At 74.9% G+C, this 18,805-nt stretch carries 10 protein-coding genes; 2 read left to right on the top strand and 8 right to left on the bottom strand.

Annotated elements, in window-relative coordinates; genetic code table 11:
* Positions 1 to 31: 31 nt before the first annotated feature.
* The 4 genes from ACFWIS_RS36595 to ACFWIS_RS36580 all read right to left on the bottom strand — a co-directional run bounded on the left by ACFWIS_RS36595 (position 32) and on the right by ACFWIS_RS36580 (position 6,056).
* The gene (locus ACFWIS_RS36595) at positions 32 to 1,435 is read right to left on the bottom strand and encodes a dipeptidase (protein ID WP_380461821.1); all 1,404 of its coding nucleotides are present in this window, start codon (positions 1,433 to 1,435) and stop codon (positions 32 to 34) included.
* Positions 1,436 to 1,568: 133 nt separating this feature from the next.
* Complete coding sequence (locus ACFWIS_RS36590) at positions 1,569 to 4,493, bottom strand: FtsX-like permease family protein (RefSeq protein WP_380461820.1); 2,925 nt, start codon at positions 4,491 to 4,493, stop codon at positions 1,569 to 1,571.
* Positions 4,490 to 5,254, bottom strand: a complete 765-nt coding sequence (locus tag ACFWIS_RS36585) for an ABC transporter ATP-binding protein (protein WP_380461819.1) — start codon at positions 5,252 to 5,254, stop codon at positions 4,490 to 4,492. The genes ACFWIS_RS36590 and ACFWIS_RS36585 overlap by 4 nt, the downstream gene beginning before the upstream one ends.
* Positions 5,255 to 5,426: 172 nt before the next feature.
* Positions 5,427 to 6,056 (bottom strand): PadR family transcriptional regulator, encoded by a 630-nt coding sequence (locus ACFWIS_RS36580; RefSeq protein WP_380461818.1) that lies wholly within the window; start codon positions 6,054 to 6,056, stop codon positions 5,427 to 5,429.
* A 67-nt stretch (positions 6,057 to 6,123) separates the two neighbouring features.
* Here ACFWIS_RS36580 and ACFWIS_RS36575 point away from each other — a divergent pair, with 67 nt between their 5' ends.
* On the top strand, positions 6,124 to 7,095 hold the full coding sequence (locus ACFWIS_RS36575) for an endonuclease/exonuclease/phosphatase family protein (protein WP_380461817.1): 972 nt from the start codon (positions 6,124 to 6,126) through the stop codon (positions 7,093 to 7,095).
* Between the two features lie 25 nt (positions 7,096 to 7,120).
* Here the strand turns inward: ACFWIS_RS36575 and ACFWIS_RS36570 are convergent, their stop codons facing one another.
* The 4 genes from ACFWIS_RS36570 to ACFWIS_RS36555 form a co-directional block, all read right to left on the bottom strand.
* Entirely contained in the window at positions 7,121 to 8,305 is a 1,185-nt protein-coding gene (locus tag ACFWIS_RS36570; RefSeq protein ID WP_380461816.1) for a PP2C family protein-serine/threonine phosphatase, read from the bottom strand.
* A gap of 192 nt (positions 8,306 to 8,497) precedes the next feature.
* Entirely contained in the window at positions 8,498 to 11,725 is a 3,228-nt protein-coding gene (locus ACFWIS_RS36565; RefSeq protein ID WP_380461815.1) for a UvrD-helicase domain-containing protein, read from the bottom strand.
* A 253-nt stretch (positions 11,726 to 11,978) separates the two neighbouring features.
* A complete protein-coding gene (locus ACFWIS_RS36560) occupies positions 11,979 to 15,389 on the bottom strand; it encodes an ATP-dependent helicase (RefSeq protein ID WP_380461814.1) in 3,411 nt (1,136 codons plus the stop codon).
* Between the two features lie 21 nt (positions 15,390 to 15,410).
* Positions 15,411 to 15,788 (bottom strand): MGMT family protein, encoded by a 378-nt coding sequence (locus ACFWIS_RS36555; protein ID WP_380461813.1) that lies wholly within the window; start codon positions 15,786 to 15,788, stop codon positions 15,411 to 15,413.
* Between the two features lie 134 nt (positions 15,789 to 15,922).
* On the opposite strand from ACFWIS_RS36555, the gene ACFWIS_RS36550 reads away from it, so the two are divergent.
* A complete protein-coding gene (locus ACFWIS_RS36550; protein ID WP_380461812.1) occupies positions 15,923 to 18,664 on the top strand; it encodes a flippase-like domain-containing protein in 2,742 nt (913 codons plus the stop codon).
* Positions 18,665 to 18,805: the final 141 nt, after the last annotated feature.

Raw genomic sequence — 18,805 nt, 5'->3', positions numbered from 1 at the left:
CTGCCATGGTGCGAAAGCAGGCGCGAGAGGCTCACGCGCCGGGCCGGAAGTTCTCGGCCAGGTCGCCCCACAGGTAGGCGGCGGTCTCGACGCCCTTGGCCAGCAGGTCCAGCTCGACCTTCTCGTTGACCGAGTGCCACCCGTCCGAGGGCACCGAGATGCCGAGGAACAGCACCGGCGCGCCCAGCACGTCCTGCAGGTCGGCCGCGGGGCCCGAGCCGCCCTCGCGGGTGAAGAGGATCTTCTGCCCGAAGGCCCGGCCCATCGCGCGGACGGTGGACTGCAGCGCCGGGTGGTCCAGCGGGGTCAGGCAGGGCCGGGTCGCGCCGGGGAAGACCAGCTCGTACCGGATGCCCTCGGGGACCTGCTCGGCGACCCAGGCCCGGACCGCCTCGCGGACCTTCTCCACCTCCTGCCCGGCGACCAGCCGGAAGGACAGCTTGAGGTGGGCCGAGGACGGCACGATGGTCTTGCCGCCGGGGCCGGTGTAGCCGCCCCAGATGCCGTTGACCTCGGCGGTCGGACGGGCCCAGACCCGCTCCAGGGTGGAGTACCCGGCCTCGCCGCGGGTGCCGTGGGACTTGGCGACGCGCAGCCACTGCGCCTCGTCGAAGGGCAGTTCGGCGAACAGCTCGCGCTCACGCTCGGTCAGCTCGACGACCCCGTCGTAGAAGCCCGGGACGGCGACCCTGTGGTCGGCGTCGTGCAGGGCGGCGGCCAGCTCGGCCGCGACCTGCGCCGGGTTGGGGACGGCGCCGCCGAAGGAGCCGGAGTGGATGTCGGTGTCCGGCCCGTACAGGTCGAGCTGGGCGTCGGCGAGGCCGCGCATGCCGGTGCACACGGTCGGCGTGGTCTCGGACCACATGCCGGTGTCGGAGATGACCACCACGTCGGCGGCCAGCCGCCCGGCCTCGCGCCGCACCAGGTCGGCGAAGTGCGGCGAGCCGGACTCCTCCTCCCCCTCGATCAGCAGCTTGAGGTTGACGGCCGGCGCGGTGCGGCCGGTGGCGGCCAGGTGGGCGCGCACCCCCAGGGTGTGGAAGAACACCTGGCCCTTGTCGTCGGCGGCGCCGCGCGCGTACAGCCGGCCGCCGACCACGGTCGGGGTGAACGGCTCGGTGTCCCAGCCGTCCTCCTTCGCGGCGGGCTGCACGTCGTGGTGCCCGTAGACCAGGACGGTCGGCGCGGACTCCTCCCCGGACGGCCACTCGGCGAACACCGCCGGAAGCCCGTCGGTCTCCCACACCTCGGCCACCGGGAAGCCGGTGTCACGCAGCTTGGCGGCCAGCCAGTCGGCGGAGCGGCGGACGTCCCCGGCGCGCTCCGGGTCGGCGGAGACCGAGGGGATGGCCAGCCATTCGGAGAGGTCGGCGAGGAACGCGGCCTGGTGCTGGTCGATGTGGGAGCGGACGGCGCTGTCCGGGGTTCTCGTCATACCGACGACTGTAGTTCGCCCGTACGGGTGCCCGCCCCGGCCCTCCGGGTGCCGGACGCCGTCGGGGCTGTAACCTCCGTCACCCCCGCCGCCGGGCAGGGCGGGCGGGGGTGACGGGAGCCGGGCGCGGGCGTCAGCCGGTGCGGCGCAGCAGCGAGATCCGCGAGCGGGTGAGGACCGCCGCCAGGCCCGCCGCGAGCAGCGGCAGCACCACCACGGTGGCGGCGACGGTGGGCCAGGGGAGGACCACCGAGGACTTCTCGGCGATCTCCTCGGGGCTCATGCCGGGGTAGCTGCTCGCCAGGCCCTGCACCTTGCGCAGGGCCACGGCCGGCAGGACTCCGCAGACGGTGCCGAGCAGGGTCCCCATCGCGGCGATCACCCCGCACTGGAAGCCGGAGAGCGAGCGCCGGATCCGCGGTTCGGCGCCGACCGCGGCGAGGGTGGTCAGGTCACGCTGGGAGTCGGCGGCGGCGAGTCCGGTGGCGATGCCGGCGGCGCCGAGGGCGACCAGGGCGGCGAAGCCGTTCAGGCCGAGGCCGATCAGTCCGGCCCGGGACTGGTAGCCGCGCTCGATCGAGAACTGGCTGTGCTCGCTGACCTTGGCCAGTGCGCCGTTGGCCTTCTGCTCGGCGGCGTCGCTGGGCGGGGCGGCGGGCAGCCAGACCGAGCCGGCCGGGGTGGTGCCGAGACCGAGCCGGCCGACGGTCTCGGGGCTGAGCACGGCCTGGCCGTGGGCCGGGACGGTGGCGGACACCAGGACGGCGTCGACGGTGAGTTCGGTGCGCGCCGGCTTGGCCTGGCTCGCGCCGCCGAGGCCGCGGTCGAACGGCTCGGTGGTCTCGATGATCAGCTTGCCGTCCTTGACGTAGCGCGGGTCGAAGACGACGGCCTTGCCGGCCGCGAGGGCCGTGGCGGCGGCCGGGTCGGTGACGCCGAAGAGGTTGCGCACCAGGGTGGGGTCGCCCGCCGTCAGGCTGCTGAAGTGGTTGCCGCTGCGGTCGCGGACCTGGCAGCGCGGGTCGGAGGAGGTGATCCGGTTGACCTCCTCGTTGCTGAGCACGGCGTCGCCGTCGTAGGCGGGGCAGCGCAGTTCCTTGGGCAGTTCGATCCGGACGTAGCCGCAGGACTTGCCCCCCGAGCAGTCGCCCTTGTAGGTGACCCGGGCGACGTCGGCGCGCGGCCCGATGTCGGGGATGGAACGTTCGACGGTGTCGCGCAGCTGCGGCAGCAGCTTGGCGTCGGTGTCGCTGATCCAGCCGCCGAGCATGACGGCCCCGGCGGGGCCGCCGGCCACGTACTCGTGGCGCTGCTGGTCGTCGTAGCTGGCCAGGTAGATGCTGACCGCGACGGAGCCGGCGACGGCGGCCATCACGGCGGCGACGGCGGGCGCGGTGCGGCCGCGGTGGCGTACGGAGTCGCGCAGGGCGAGCCGGGGGCCGAGCGAGAGCCAGCGGCCGAGCTTGCCGAACAGGCCGACCAGGTACGGGGTGAGGGCGACCATGCCGAGTTCGGCGAGGGCGGAGCCGCCGAGGACGGCGAGGCTTCGGCTGGCGAAGCCGCTGGTGGCGCCGAGCAGGGCGAGGGCCGTTCCGGCGGCGAGCATCAGCAGGCCGAGCAGGGCGAGCTTGCGGCTGGGGGGCTTGAGCGAGTCCCGGCCGGTGAGCGCGGAGACGACGTCCTGCCGGGAGGCCTGGACGGCGGGTACGACGGCGGCGAGCAACCCGGTGACCAGGCCGACCAGGAGCACCCCGAGCAGGTCGAGCGGCTGCAGGTTGAAGTGGCCGAAGCGCTGGCCGGCGTAGTCCTCGGCCTGGGTGCGCAGCAGGGCGACCAGGCCGACGCCGAGGCCCAGGCCGACGGCGGCGCCGGTGACGCCGAGGACGACGCCGCCGCCGAGGACGACCGCGCGGACGTTGGCGCGGTCACCGCCGGCCGCGGCGAGCAGGCCGAGCTGCCGCCGGGAGCGCCGGGCCCCGACGGCGAAGGCGGGGCCCGCGAGGAGCACGATCTCCAGCAGGGCCATGCCGGCGACGGTGCCGAGGATGACGACGGAGGTGCGGTCGAAGAAGGCGGTGCTCCGGCCGCCGAAGCGCTTGTCCATCTCGGTGTAGAAGGGGACGTCGGCGCGGGCGGGCGGGTCGAGCAGGACGGCGCGGGAGGCGACGGTGAAGCCGTAGCCGTTGAGTTCGGTGACCTTGGCCCAGTCGAGGGTGGCGCCGGCGGGGAGCTTGACCAGCCAGCGGGTGGCGGTGTCGGGGGCCGGGGCGGGGTTCTGTCCGGGGTTCTGGACGGCGAGCGGGGCGGGGTTCTGTCCGGGGTTCTGGCCCTGGCCCGTGCCGGGGGCGCCGGCCAACCGTCCGACCAGGGCGCCGGGCCGGGCGATGATCTCGGTGGCCTTGAGGTCGCCGGGGAACTCGACGGCGGCGGTGATGGTGAAGGGACTGGACTCCAGTCCGCGCACGGTGGTGCGGTCGCCGAGCTTGAGGCCGGAGCGGCTGAGGAACTCGCGGGTGACGGCGGCCTCGTGGTCGTCGGCGGGGGCGCGGCCCTGGACCAGGTTGACCCGGCCGTGCCAGACCGGGTCGGTCAGGTCGGCTTCGCCGGTCTGGGTGGCGAGCAGGCCCTCGGTGCTGCTGGCGGCGGTGCTGGGGCCCTCGTGCTCGGGCACCAGGGTGCTGCCGGGCGGGAGCAACTGCCGTACCAGCTCGCCGGGTTCGGTGTCGAGGGAGCGCTGCTGGGCGGCGGTGTAGACGGGGGCGGCGCCGTCCTTGGCGTCGTCCTTGGGATTGTCGGTGAGGACGCCGTCGTCGGGGTTGGGGGCCTGTTTGACGGCGGAGCCGCGCTCGGCCAGGTTGAGTTCGGCGTCGGACTGACCCATGATCCGCACGACCCGTTCGGCGGGTTCGAGGGTGGAGCTGCGGTAGAACACGTCGGCGCCGGTGACGCCGAGGACGGGCAGGGCGACCATCGCGACGACCAGGGCGCTGCGGCCCTTGGCCCGCAGGGCGTCACGGCGGGCGATGCGCAGGGCGACCCGCCAGGCGCTGAGCTTCACTCGTCCACCTTCGCGCTGTTGGTGGCGGCGGCGACGAGCAGGCTGGCGGCGTCCTGGCTGACGGACTCGTCGACCATGCGGCCGTCGCGCAGGAAGACCACGCGGTCGGCCCAGGCGGCGTGCCGGGCTTCGTGGGTGACCATCATGGCGGCGGCGCCGGCGTCGCAGCGGGCGCGCAGCACGGCGAGGACGGCTTCGCCGGTGGTGGAGTCGAGGGCGCCGGTGGGTTCGTCGGCGAGGACGAGGCGGCGGTCGCCGATCAGGGCGCGGGCGATGGCGACGCGCTGCTGCTGGCCGCCGGACATGTCGTCGGGGAAGCGGTCGGCGAGCTCGGGGATGCCGAGTTCCTCCAGGGCGGCGAGGGCCTCGCGGCGGGCGGCGCGGGCGGACAGGCCGTCGAGTTCGCGCGGCAGCGAGATGTTCTCGGCGGCGGTGAGCGCCGGGATCAGGTTGTAGTCCTGGAAGACGTACCCGACGGAGCGGCGGCGGACCTGGGCGAGCTTCTTGCGGGTGAGTCCGCCGAGCGCGACGCCCTCGACCAGGACCTGGCCGCCGCTCGGGCTGTCGAGGCCTCCGGCGAGGGTGAGCAGGGTCGACTTGCCGGAGCCGGAGGGGCCCATGACGGCGACGAACTCGCCGGGGTGGACCTTGAGGTCGACCCCGCGCAGGGCCTGGACCTCGGCGGCGCCTTGGCCGTGGACACGGGTGACGTTCTCCAGGTGCAGCACCGGTGTCTGCCGGGACTGTTGGGTGTGGGACACGGTTCCCCCCTCTGGGCTGGGTACGGGCGGGCGCCGCGGCGCCCGCCCGTGGTGCGGGTGGCTGGGCGCGACTGCGGCGGCGGGTGGTTTCGGGCGGCCGGGCGCGCCCGGGGTGGCTCCAGGTCCGGACCGGGTCTGGAGCCGGACCGGGCCCGGGCGTGGCCGCGGGGCTCTAGGCGTGGCTGCGGCGACCGAGCCGCTTGGGTTTCGCGGCACCGTCGCGGGCTGCCTCGGCGGCGCGGGCCTGCTGGAGTTCGGCCTGCTGGGCGAGCCGGGTCTCGCAGTGGTCGAGCCAGCGGATCTCGGCCTCGGTCTGGAAGATCAGCTGGTCGAGGACGAGCAGCCAGGCGAGGTCGTTGCTCTCCGAGGGCACGGTGCCGGGTCTGGCCTCGCCGGCCAGGGCGCGGCCCTTGAGCCGGGTGTAGTCCTGGAGCGCCTTGATGCTGTGCCGACGCTGGCCCTGGACGACGGCGGAGACGTCGACCCCGGGCACGGTGACGGCCATGGCGAGCTTGATCGCCAGTTCGTCGCGCGGGGGGTTGGTCCGGGGCACCGGGGTGTCGAACCAGGCCCGCAGTTCGGCACGGCCGGCGTCGGTGACGGCGTAGAACTGGTGGCCCTCGGCGTCCTCGCCGGCGGCTTCGACTAGGCCGTCGCGCTCCAGTCGGGACAGTGTGGTGTAGACCTGCCCGACGTTGAGCGGCCAGGTGGCGCCGGTGCGCGCCTCGAACTCGGTGCGCAGCTGGTAGCCGTAGCGGGGGCCCTGATCGAGCAGGGCGAGCAGACCGTGGCGGATGGACATACCGAGTATGTATACCCGGTATGCCCTGCGGCCTCAAGCCGCGCGCCCTCCGGTACCGTCGTGCGATGTGAGCCAGTTGCGCATCGCTACCTTCAACCTGTTGCACGGCCAGCCGCTCGGCCCGGACGGCGCGCCGCTGCCCTACCCGGCCGACGCGGGAGACCCGTTGGCGCAGGCGGTGGCCGCACTGGACGCCGACGTCCTGGCCCTGCAGGAGGTGGACCGGCACCAGTCGCGATCGGGCGGCACCGACCAGGCGGCGGTGGCGGCCGGCGCGATGGGCGCCGGCGACTGGCGCTTCGCCGCCGCCCTGCACGGGCGCCCGGCGCCGGTGGCGGGCTGGGTGCGGGAGCCGTCCGGACCCAACGGGCTGCGGGTGTACGGCCCGGCCGAGGTGGGCGACGGCGCCGCGCCCTCGTACGGGACGGCCCTGCTGACCAGGCTGCCGGTCCGGCACTGGCGGGCCCGGCGGTTCGCCCCGGCACCGTTCGGACTGCCGCTGCGGGTGGCCGGGCGGCGCGGGCTGACCCCGGTGCCGGACGAGCCGCGGGCCGCGCTGGCGGCGGTGCTGGAGGGCGAGCGCGGGCCGTTCACCGTGGTGGCCGCGCACCTGTCCTTCGTGCCCGGCTGGAACATGGCGCAGTTGGCCGGGATCCGGCGCTGGATCGCCGACCTGCCGCAGCCCTACCTGGTGCTGGGGGACTTCAACCTGATCGGCGCGGTGCCGCGCACGGTGCTCGGCGGGGCGACGGCGCTGGAGCGCACCGCGCCGCGGGCGCGGGTGCGGGAGCTGCGGGCCGCCCGGCGGGCCCGGCCGGTACTGGCCGAGCCGCGCCGGCGGCGGGTGCGCGAGCCGCGGGCGCGGCTGCAGGGCTGGTACGACCTGGCGCGCACGCCGACCTATCCCGCGCACCGGCCGGCGGTGCAGTTCGACCACGTGCTCGCGGTGGGGGTGCCGCGCGCGACGGTGGGCCCGGCGGCGGCGCCGCACACCGGGGTGTCGGACCACCGGCCGCTGCTGGTCCGGGTGTCGCTCTAGGCCCTGTCCGGCCTAGCTCCGGAGGTCAGCGGTTGGTCAGGACGCCCGCCTGCTGGGGCAGGTGGGCGAGGGCGGGCGGGGTCGGGTCGTACTGGAGGAGCAGCATGGCCGCGTCGTCGCCGAGTTGGCGGCCGACGTGGCGCACCACGTCCTGGTGCAGGCGCTGCAGGACGTCGGCGGGGCGGCCGTCGGCGCAGCGCGGGAAGCGTTCGGCGAGCGGGTAGAAGGCGCCGGAGCGGTCCCGGGCCTCGATCACCCCGTCGGTGAACAGCAGCACCCGGTCGCCGCCGTGCAGCGGGACCCGGTGCACCGGGGGGCGGACGTCGGCCGGGTCGAGGACGCCCAACGGCGGTACGGTCTCGGCGAGTTCGAGCGGCTGGACGCGGCCGTCGCGGAGCAGCAGCGGCGAGGGGTGGCCGCAGTTGACGAGTTCGGCGGTGCCGTCCGGTCCGACTCCGATCAGGACGAGGGTGACGAACTCCTCCTCCACGCCCGGGTGGTCGTTCTCGTGCAGGGCGCGGTCCAGGCTGACCGCCAGCCAGCCGGCCACCCGGTCGAGGGCGGGCTCCTGGTGGGCGGCTTCACGGAAGGCGCCGAGGACGGCGGCGGCGGTCTCGACCGCGCCCAGGCCCTTGCCGCGCACGTCGCCGACCACGGCCCGTACGCCGTGCCGGGTGTTGACGACCTCGTACAGGTCGCCGCCGATCCGGGCATGGGCCGCGGCGGCCTCGTAGTGGACGGCGGCGCGCACGCTGCCGACCCGTTCCGGGACGGGCCGCAGCAGGACCCGCCGGGCGATCGAGGCGACCAGCTGGGCGTCGGCCAGGGCGCGTTCCTGGCGCAGTCTCAGGGTGGCGCTGACCCAGCCGATCGTGGCGACCAGCAGGATCGCGATGACGCTGGCGGCGTGCACGGACTCGCCGAGCGCGTCGCTGCGGAAGGCCATCAGGAAGGCCGCCGCCTCGGTGCACAGCCCGATGACGAGCGGGTACCAGGTACGGCGGCTGACCACGGCGGCCAGTGCGGGTACGGCGGTGAGGGCGGGTTCGACCGTCACCTCGGTGCCGCTGAGGTAGTCGAGGACGACGATCAGCGCCATGCCGATGAAGGGCAGCGCGAGCGCCGTCCTCGGCCAGGTGCCGGTCGTGCCCGGAGCGGGTCCCGGGGTCGGCCCGGTGAACCGCTCTCTGATCCATCCGGTCGCGCTCAACTTCGGTCTCTCCAGCAGAAGACGCCGATGCCGGGGGCACCTGCGGTGATGACTGAGGGTCAGGGAATACGGGCCTCGCTGGCGGCCGGAGCACGGGGTTGACCGGTTACCGACCCCACAATAGGCGCGAAACGTGCACGACGCACAGGTTTCGGGCGTCGGCGCGATGACTCGGGTGCTCTGCGTGACTCATTAGTCACTGTTCCCGATCAGGAGCCGTTCCAACTCTTTTCGGTCGGGAAGTCCTGCCGGTCTGACGATCCGCCCGCTGCGGACGTACAGGAACGACGCCGTGACCTGCTCGGGATCGACGCCCGCCGACTCGGCCCAGGCCAGCCGGTAGACCGCGAGCTGCAAAGGGTCGGCGGTCTCCTCCCGATGGGTCTTCCAGTCCACCACTTCGTAGCGTGACGCACCACCGGATTCCGACACTCCGTCACCGTCCCGGTAGACCGCGTCGATCCGGCCGCGCACCACCCGCCCCGCCAGCACCAGTTGGAACGGCGCCTCCACCCGGTAGGGCCGGCGCTGGGCGTACGGGGTGCGCAGGAACGCCTCCTTGAGCCGCTCCAGGTCCTGCTCGTCCTCGATGCCGTCGTCGTCGGCGCCGGGCAGCGCGCCGGGCTCGATCAGCAGCAGCGGCTCGATCCGGGACTGCACCCAGGCGTGGAAGCGGGTGCCGCGCCGGGCGGCGGGCTGCGGCGGGCGCGGCATCGGGCGGGCCAGGTCGTGGGCGAAGCCGTCCGGGTCGGCGGCCAGCCGCAGCAGCTGGGTGGCGGACAGCGCGGCCGGCAGCGGCACCTCGCGGGCGGTGCGCCGGGAGCGCTCCAACTCCCCCAGCAGCGCGGTCAGGTCGCGGTCCCAGGAGGCGACCTGGCGCTGGTCCTCGACGGCCATCGGCTCCGGATCACCTGCGGGCGCCCCCGCGAGCCGCCGCCGGACCACCTCGGCGACCCGGCGGCGGGCGTGCTGGGCGGCCGGGTCCAGCGGCAGCGGCCAGGGGTGCTCGACGGCGGCGGCCAGCGCCGGGTTCCCGGCGCCCTTCTCCGGCTGCTCGGCCCAGTGCTCGACCTCGCCGGCGCCGGGCTGCTCGCAGTGCGCGCGCAGCTGCTCCAGGAAGACGGACGGGCCGCGGACGGTCTTCTGGCTGGGGCCCCACCAGTGCCCGGAGGCCAGCAGCAGGGACTTCGGCCGGGTGAACGCGACGTAGCCCAGGCGCAGTTCCTCGGTGCCCGAGTGCTCGGCCAGCTCCTTCTTGAACGCGGCCATCGACTTGGACGTCCAGCCGCCCCGCACGTCGGGCAGGGTCGCGGAGTCACCGCGCAGGGCGTGCGGGAGCACGCGCTTGGTGCTGGTCCAGCGTTCGCGCGGGGAGCCGGACGGGAACGCGCCCTTCACCAGGCCGGGGACGGCCACCACGTCCCACTCCAGGCCCTTGGACTTGTGCGCGGTGAGCACCTTCACGGTGTCCTCGCCGCCGGGCAGGCTGCTGTCCAGTCCGCGCTCGTACTCCTGGGCGGCGCGCAGGAAGCCGAGGAAGGCGGCCAGGCCCGGGTCGCCGTCCAGGTCGGCGAAGGAGGCGGCGACGTCCAGGAAGGCGTGCAGGGTCTCCCGCCGGCGGGCGGCCAGCGCCTGCGGGGAGGCGGCGAGTTCGACCTCCAGGCCGGTGACGGTCAGCACCCGGTGCAGCACGTCCATCAGCGGGTCGGCCAGCGAGCGGCGCAGCTCGCGCAGCTCGGCGGCCAGCCGGGCCAGCCGTACCCTCGCCTCGGCGGAGAACGGCAGGTCGTCGGGCTGGTCGCCCTCCCCACCGGAGGGGGCCGTCAGGAAGGTCTCCACCGCGTCGGCCAGCGAGACCACCTCGGTCGGGTCGGCCTCGGCGACGGCCGCGGCCAGTGCCTCGACGCCCTCGGGCCGCTCGGTGCGCACCAGTTCGGCGGCACGCCGGCCGAGCAGGGCGAGGTCGCGCGGGCCGATCCGCCAGCGCGGGCCGATCAGCAGCCGTACCAGGGCGGCGTTGGCGGTCGGGTCCTGGAGCACCTCGCAGACGGCCACCAGGTCGGCCACCTCGGGCAGTTGCAGCAGTCCGCCGAGGCCCACCACCTCGACCGGCACCTCGCGGGCGACGAGCGCGGCGTGGATGTCGGGGAAGGCCGCGCCGCCCCGGCACAGCACGGCGATCCGGCCGGGCGCGGTACCGGTGCGCACCAGGTGGGCGATGGAGTCGGCGAGCCAGTCGATCTCATCGGCGTGGGTGGGCAGCAGCGCGGCCCGCGCGTAGCCGTCCAGTTCGGCGCCGGGGGCCGGGCGCAGCGCCTCGACGCCCTCGTGCATGGCGCGCAACGGGGCGGCGAGTTCGTTGGCGAAGGCGAGCAGCCGGCCGCCGCTGCGGCGGTTCTCGCTGAGCGCGTAGCGGTCGGCGGGACGGCCGTCGGCCTGGGGGAAGTGCCGGGGGAAGTCGTCGAGGTTGGCGACGGAGGCACCGCGCCAGCCGTAGATGGCCTGGCAGGGGTCGCCGACGGCGGTGACCGGGTGGCCGCCGCCCTTGTGGTCGGGGCCGGCGCCGAACAGGCCCGCGAGCATCAGGCGCTGGGCGACGGAGGTGTCCTGGTACTCGTCGAGCAGGACGACCCGGTACTGGCCGCGGAGCAGTTCGCCGACCTCGGGGCGCTGCTGGGCGAGGCGGGCGGCGGCGGCTATCTGGTCGCCGAAGTCCATCAGCCCGGCGGTCTGCTTGCGGCGGCGGTAGTCCTCGACCAGGCGCAGCAGTTCCAGCCTGGCGCGGGCGGTGGCGGGCACGGCCCGCAGGTCGTCGTTGCCGAGCTTGACGGTGGCGAGGGTGTCGAGCAGCTCCTCGTCGTGGGCGCGCAGGGTGGCGGGCTCGACCAGGTGCTCGGCGAGTTCGCCGTCCAGGGCGGTGAGGTCGGCGACGAGGTTGGCGAAGGTGCCGGTGAGGGCGGGGAAGGGACCGCGGGCGGTGCGCAGCACCTTGGCGGCGAGCTGGAAGCGGGTGGCGTCGGCGAGCAGTCGGACGTCGGGTTCGATGCCGATCCGCAGGCCGTGTTCCTTGAGCAGCCGGCCGGCGAAGGCGTGGTAGGTGGAGATCTCGGGTTCGCCGAGCGGTTCGGTGTCGTCCCGGTCGGCGACGCCGGCCCTCAGCAGGGCGGTGCGGACGCGTTCGGCGAGTTCGCCGGCGGCCTTGTTGGTGAAGGTGAGGCCGAGCACCTCCTCGGGCCGTACCGCGCCGGAGCCGACCAGCCAGACGACCCGGGCGGCCATCACGGTGGTCTTGCCGGAGCCGGCGCCGGCCACGATCACGGCCGGGGCGAGCGGGGCGCCGATGGCCGCCATCTGCTCCCGGTTGAACGGGATGCCCAGCAGCTCCTTGAGCTGGTCGGGATGGCTGAGCACGGCGGTCACCCCGCAACCGTAACCGGCGGAACCGACAGACCGGGCGCCCGGTCGCCGTGACCCCGGCTACTCCCCGCCCCGGGCGGGACCGAGCGCCCGGAGGCGAGCGGGCGGGTCACAGCCGGTGCGCCCCGAGCCGAAGGGCGCGCCGGTGCCGAAAGCGAGGAGCGACAAACGACCGACGAAGGAGGGAGCGCCGGAGCGACGACCGTCGGCACCGGGACCGAGCGCCCGGAGGCGAGCGGGCGGGTCACGGAGCGGGTTACAGCAGCTGCGCCCCGTCGCGCTGGGCGGAGCAGCTGCGGCGGAAGGAGCAGCGGTCGCAGCCGCCGCCGGTCTGCGGGACGAAGCGTTCGGCGAGGACCTTGCCGGCGGCCTTGGCGAGCAGGTCCTCGATCCACGGGTCGCCCTCGGGCGGTTCCTGGCGCTGCACCTTGGGGGCGTCCGGGTCGGTCTTGGCGGCGGCCTCGCGCAGGTGGACGAGTTCGGCGCCGCCGGTGGCCGGGGGGTGTTCGGTGAAGCCGGGCAGCTCGTTGAGGGCGCCGGCCCGGACGGCGAGCTGGTAGACGGCGAGCTGCTTGTGCTCGGGCATGGACTTGTCGGTGGGGATCTGCTTGCCGGTCTTGAAGTCGACCACGTAGGCGCGACCGGCCCGGTCCTTCTCGACCCGGTCCATGGAGCCGCGGATGCGCACCGAGACGCCGCCGACGTCGAGGGTGACGTCGAAGCCGTGCTCGGTGGCGACCAGGTCGCGGCCGCGTTCCAGGACGTGCCAGTTGAGGAAGCGCTCCAGGGCGGCGCGGGCCTCGGTCTTCTCCTGGTGGGACTTCCAGGGGGCGTCGAAGGCGAGGGCGTCCCAGACGGTGTCCAGGCGGGCCATCAGGACGGCGAGGTCGGCGGGGGTGCGGCCGGAGCCGACCTCGTCGGCGAGGGCGTGCACCACGTTGCCGAAGCCCTGGGCGGCGCTGCCGGCGCCGCGGGCCTTGACCTCCTTGTCCAGGAACCACTGCAGCGAGCAGTTCTCCAGCTGTTCCAGGCCGCTGCCGGACAGCCGTACGGGCGCGTCGGCGCTGCGCAGCGGCTCGGGGGCGGTGGTGGCGTCGTCCAGGCCCCACCAGCGGTCGGGGTGGGCGGCGGGCACCAGCGGCAGCCCGTCCTCGTCGGAGGCGGCGGCGAGGACGGCGAGGCGTTCGGCGGCGGCGCGGCGCAGTTCGGGCGAGCGGGCGGGGTCGACGGTGACGGCGCGCAGTTCGGCGACCAGGGCGGCCACCGACAGCGGGCGGCGCGGGCGGTGGGTGACGTCCTCGACGGTGACCGGCGGGGTGCGGCGCACGACCTTGCCGGTCCTGGGGTCGACGTCCTCGCGGTAGAGCTCGCGCAGGAAGCGGGAGGGTTCGTCGCCGTCGTCGGCGGGCGCCTTGACGGCGGTGACGATCAGCCGTTCCTTGGCGCGGGTGGCGGCGACGTAGAAGAGCCGGCGTTCCTCGCCGAGCAGGGCGGCCGGGGAGAGCGGTTCTGCGAGGCCGTCGCGGCCGATCCGGTCGGCCTCCAGCAGGGAGCCGCGGCGGCGCAGGTCGGGCCAGAGGCCGTCCTGGACGCCGGCGACGACGACCACGCGCCACTCCAGGCCCTTGGAGCGGTGGGCGGTCATCAGCCGTACGGCCTCGGGGCGGACGGTGCGGACGGTGAGGGTGTCGGCGGCGATGTCCTGGGCTTCGAGTTCGGCGAGCAGGTCGAGGGCGCTGCGGTGGCCGGTGACCTGTTCCTCGGCGCGGGCGGCGGTCTCGAACAGGGCACACAGCGCGTCCAGGTCGCGGTCGGCGTTGCGGCCGGCGGCGCCGCCGCGCAGGGCGGCCCGTTCCAGGCGTTCGCGCCAGCGGCGGCTGCCGTCCCAGAGTTCCCACAGGGCGTCCTCGGCGGTGCAGCCGCCGGCCAGCAGTTCGCGGACCTTGCGCAGCAGGGTGCCGAGGTCGCGGGCGCGGCGGGCGGTGGCCGGGTCGAGGGCGATCAGCCGCTCGGGTTCGGCGAGGGCCTCGCGGATCAGCTCGCCGGCCGGGCGGGGGGCGGCGGCGGGCCGGCCGTCGGCGCGCAGCGCGGCGCGTTCCTCCTCGCGCAGGGCGCGGCCGAGCCGGCGCAGGTCGGAGCCGTCGAGGCCGCCGAGCGGGCCGGTGAGCAGGGTGTGGGCGAGGTCGGTGGTGAGCGGGTCGGGGGTGTCCGGACCGGGGGTGTCCGGACCGGGGGTGTCCAGGAGGGCCTGCTTGTCGCGGGCGGCCTGCTCGGCGCAGACCCGCAGGGCGAGCAGCAGCTGGGCGACGGCGGGTTCCTCGCGCAGCGGCAGGTCGTCCCCGTCGATCTCCAGCGGGACGCCGGCCGCACCGAGCGCCCGCCGCACGCCGGGGATGGAGCGGGCGCCGGCCCGTACCAGCACGGCCATCTCGCCCCAGGGCACGCCGTCCTCCAGGTGGGCGCGGCGCAGCAGGTCGGCGATCGAGTCGAGTTCGGCGCCGGGGGTGGGGTAGGTGTACACCTCCACCCGGCCGCCCTCGCGGGAGGGCAGCAGGGCGCGGTGCTGGGCGAGTTTGTCGGCGGGCAGCCGGCCCATCGGCATCCGGCGGGCGAGTTCGCGGGAGGCGGCGAGCAGGACGGCGCCGGAGCGGCGGGAGACCCGCAGCACCTTGACCTCGGCGGGGGTGCCGTCGGCGCGGCGGAAGGCCTGGGGGAAGTCGAGGATGCCGTTGATGTCGGCGCCGCGGAAGGCGTAGATCGACTGGTCGGGGTCGCCGACGGCGACGAGGTCGCGGCCGCCGCCGGCGAGCTGGCGCAGCAGCCGGACCTGGGCGGGGTCGGTGTCCTGGTACTCGTCGACGAAGACGAGCTCGTAGCGGCGGCGCAGTTCCTCGCCGACCTCGGGGCGTTCGGCGAGCAGCACGGCGCGGTGGACGAGTTCGGCGTAGTCGAGGACGCCGCGCAGGTCGAGCACGTCGAGGTAGTCGGCGAGGAAGTGGGCGGCGGCGGCCCAGTCGGGGCGCTGGACGCCCTGGGCGAAGCGTTCGAGTTCGGCCTCGCCGAGGCCGAGTTCGCGGCTGCGGGCGAGGACGGCGCGGACTTCGTCGGCGAAGCCGCGGGTGGTCAGGCAGGCGCGCAGGTCGAGCGGCCAGGCGATCCGGCCCAGGCCCAGTTTGGCGTCCTCGGCGCCGCCGGCCAGCAGTTCGCGGACCATGACGTCCTGTTCGGGGCCGGAGAGCAGCCGCAGCGGCTCGGCGTAGTCCTCCGGGTCCTGGTGGGCGCGCAGCAGGGCGTAGCAGAAGGAGTGGAAGGTGGTGGCCTGCGGGGCGGCGGCGGTGCCGCCGAGCCGGCCGGACATCCGGTCGCGCAGTTCCACGGCGGCCTTGCGGCTGAAGGTGAGGACGAGGATCCGCTCGGGGTCGGTGCCGTCCTGGATCCGCCGGGCGACCGCCTCGACCAGGGTGGTGGTCTTGCCGGTGCCCGGTCCGGCGAGGACGAGCAGCGGGCCGCCGGTGTGCTCGACCACGGCGCGCTGGTAGGCGTCCAGCGCGGGCGGGTCGGGCTGGGCGAGCGGGCTGCGCACGAGCCGGTAGGGGGAACTCACGAACGTCCTGGGGTTGTGCAGAGGGGCATGGCCGGGGCGGACCCGCGGAGGGCCCGCCCGCATCGAGCCTACGATCCTGCCCCGTCAATCCCGTCCACGCGGACGGTTCGGTGAAATCTCCTCGCCGTCCCAGCGGGCCCGTCTGAGGTCGACCCGGGGCGGGTCGGCGAGTTCGCGCAGCGGGGTGCCCTCCTCGCCGTAGTGGGCGAGGGCGCGGTGCTCGTGGCCGGGCAGGAAGCGGCCGTCCGCGCGGATCACCCGCCACCAGGGCACCGAGCCGCCGTACAGGGCCATCACCCGGCCGACCTGGCGGGGGCCGCCCTGGCCGAGGTACTCGGCGACGTCGCCGTAGGTCATCACCCGGCCGGGTGGAATCCGCTCGGTCAGGTCGAGCACCAGTTCGGCGAACGGTGGTAGGGCGCCCGGAACGCCGTCGTCTGTTACGTCCGTCACCTGCGGCATTCTTCCTCACAGGGACGCGCGCGAAGCCCCGTACGAACGACCCGCCGCGCCCGATCCGGCCCCTGTCCAGCACGGGGGGTCGGGGCATGCCACCATCTTCGGGGCGGTGAGTGGTGATACGAGGACAAGACCAGATGACCGGGACGGCTGACGTGGGCGTGGACAGGGACTCCGACGAGTCCGGCTCTGCCGTGCCCCCGGCGCCCGGTGACGAGTCCGAAGGGCGGCCCGGAAGCGGGCCGACGCCGGAAGTCTCCCTGATCAAGGACCTGACGATCAAGACCCCCACGCCCGAGAAGTCTCCGGAGACGTCCCCCGAGCCGTCCCCCGCGGCCGTGCCGGAGCCGCCCGCCCCGGCGCCGGCGGCCCCGCGGACCGAGTACCACGACCCGCTGGACGACGCCCCTCACCTGGACGTCGACGAGCCGCTGCTCGCCGCCCGCGCGCACCGCCCGTCCGACCTGATCCGCTTCCTGGCCGGGGTCTTCGGGATAGTCGCCGTCTTCGTCCTGGCCGGCATCGCCACCTCGACCACCACCGGCATCGAGCAGGACATCGCCACCAACGCGCCGCACTTCTCCGCGGTGCTCTCCACCATCACCGGCCTGGTCTCCAGCGTCGCGGTGCTGGCGGTGCCGCTGGCCTTCGCCGTCGAGCGGCTGATCAAACGCGACGGCCTGCGCGTCGCCGACGGCGTGCTCGCCTCGGTGCTCGCGTACGGCGTCTCGCTGGGCATCGACTGGTGGGTGGCCGAGGGCGCCTCCGAGCACATCCGGGACGCCCTGACCCGGCTGCCGCTGGACAGCAACGGCACCCTCACCGACCCGGTGCACGGCTACCTCGCCCCGGTGATCGCCTACATGACCGCCGTCGGCATGTCGAGCAGACCGCGCTGGCGGGTGGCCCTGTGGGTGGTGGTGGTCTTCAGCGGGATCACCGAGCTGCTCGGCGGCTACACCACCCCGCTGTCACTGATGCTCACCGTGCTGATCGGCTGGTCCGTCGCCTACGGCACGCTGTACGCGATCGGCTCGCCCAACATCCGGCCCACCGGCCAGCACCTGATGATCGGCCTGCGCAAGGTCGGCTTCACCCCGGACGGCGCCCACCGCGCCCCGGACGCCCCCGGCGGCACCCGCCGTTACCACGTCACCCAGCAGGACGGCCCGCCGCTGGACGTCCACATCATCGACCGCGAGCAGCAGGCCTCCGGCTTCTTCTACCGCGCCTGGCGCCGGCTGCGGCTGCGCTCGGTGGCCGTGCGCCGCAGCCCCCAGTCACTGCGCCAGGCGCTGGAGCAGGAGGCCCTGATCGCGTACGCGGCGGCCGCCTCGGGCGCCCGGGCGCCGCAGTTGGTGGCCACCTCCGAGCTGGGCCCGGACGCCGCGATCCTGGTGTACGAGAACGTCGAGGGCCGAACGCTCGACGAGCTCGCCGACGAGGAGGTCACCGACCGGGTGATGGCCTCGCTGTGGCGGTCGGTGGCCGCCCTGCACGAGCGCCGGATCGCCCACCGCCGGCTGACCGGCGAGTCGCTGCTGGTGGTGGACGACGCCACTGCCTGCCTGGTCAACCTGTCCGGCGGCGACATCGCGGCCACCGACCTGACCCTGCGCATCGACGTCGCCCAGCTGCTCACCACCTTCGCTCTGCGGATCGGCCCCGAGCGGGCCGTCGCCACCGCCAACGCGGTGCTCGGAGCGGACCGGGTCGCCCAGGCGCTGCCGCTGCTCCAGCCGGTCGGGATGAGCCGCTCCACCCGGGTCGACCTCGCCAAGCTCACCAAGGAGCGCAAGGCCGCCGCCCGGGCCAGGGCCCTGGAGCAGGTCGCGGCCGGCGAGCGCACCCAGGAGCAGGCCGAGGAGGACATCGCGGTGGCCGGCGAGGACCTGCTCAGCCGCATCCGCGGCCAGATCCTGCAGATCGCCCCCGAGGCGCCGATGGAGCCGGCCAAGCTGGAACGGCTGAAGCCGAAGAGCCTGATCATGGTGATCGCGCTCACCTTCGCCGCCTACCTGGCGCTGACCACCATCAAGCCCGCCCAGCTCAAGCTCTCCCAGATGAACTGGGCCTGGGCGGCGGCGGCCCTGCTGGCGGCCGCGTTCAGCTACGTCGCCGCCGCGATGAGTCTGACCGGCTTCGTCCCCGAGCGGCTGCCGTTCCGGCGCACCGTCGCGGCCCAGCTGGCCGGCTCCTTCGTGAAGCTGGTCGCCCCCGCCGCGATCGGCGGCATCGCGCTCAACACCCGCTACCTGCAGAAGGCCGGCATCCGCCCCGGCCAGGCGGTCGCCTCGGTCGGCGCCTCCCAACTCGCGGGCCTGGCCGGGCACCTGCTGCTGCTGTTCAGCTTCGGCCTGATCACCGGCAGCCAGACCAACGGCGACCTCTCCGCCTCCCGGGCAGTGATCATCGGGGTGCTGACCGCCGCGGTGCTCGCCCTGGTGGTGGCCGCGGTCGCGCCGCTGCGCCGCTTCGTGCTGGGCCGGCTGCGCTCGCTGTTCTTCGGCGTGGTGCCGCGGATGCTCGACCTGATGCAGACGCCCAGCAAGCTGGTCACCGGCTTCGGCGGCATCCTGCTGCTGACCCTCTCCTTCACCGCCTGCCTGGACTTCTCGGTGCAGGCCTTCGGCGGCGACGTCAGCTTCTCGGCCGTCGCGGTGGTCTTCCTGACCGCCAACGCGGCCGGCTCGGCGGTCCCCACCCCCGGCGGCATCGGCCCGGTCGAGGTGGCCCTGATCGGCGCGCTGACCGTCGCGGACGTCTCCCCCGCGGTCGCCACCCCGGCGGTGTTCCTCTACCGGGCGCTGACCTTCTGGCTGCCGGTGCTGCCGGGCTGGATCGCCTACAACGTGCTGCAGCGCAGGCAGGCGCTCTGAGGGGACGTACGGTCCGAGCACACGTACGGGGAGGGGCCCCACCGCGCTCGTCCGCGGTGGGGGCCCCCCCCCCTCCGTAACGGCCCGCCGGCGTTGGAAACCGCCTGTTGGGCGACGTAAGGGTGCCCCCGCCCAACCACC

The organism is Kitasatospora sp. NPDC127060 (genome assembly GCF_042724935.1).
Classification (GTDB): Bacteria; Actinomycetota; Actinomycetes; order Streptomycetales; family Streptomycetaceae; genus Kitasatospora.
Note: the sequence above shows the minus strand (reverse complement) of the source record. Positions and strands in the feature narration are given on the sequence as shown.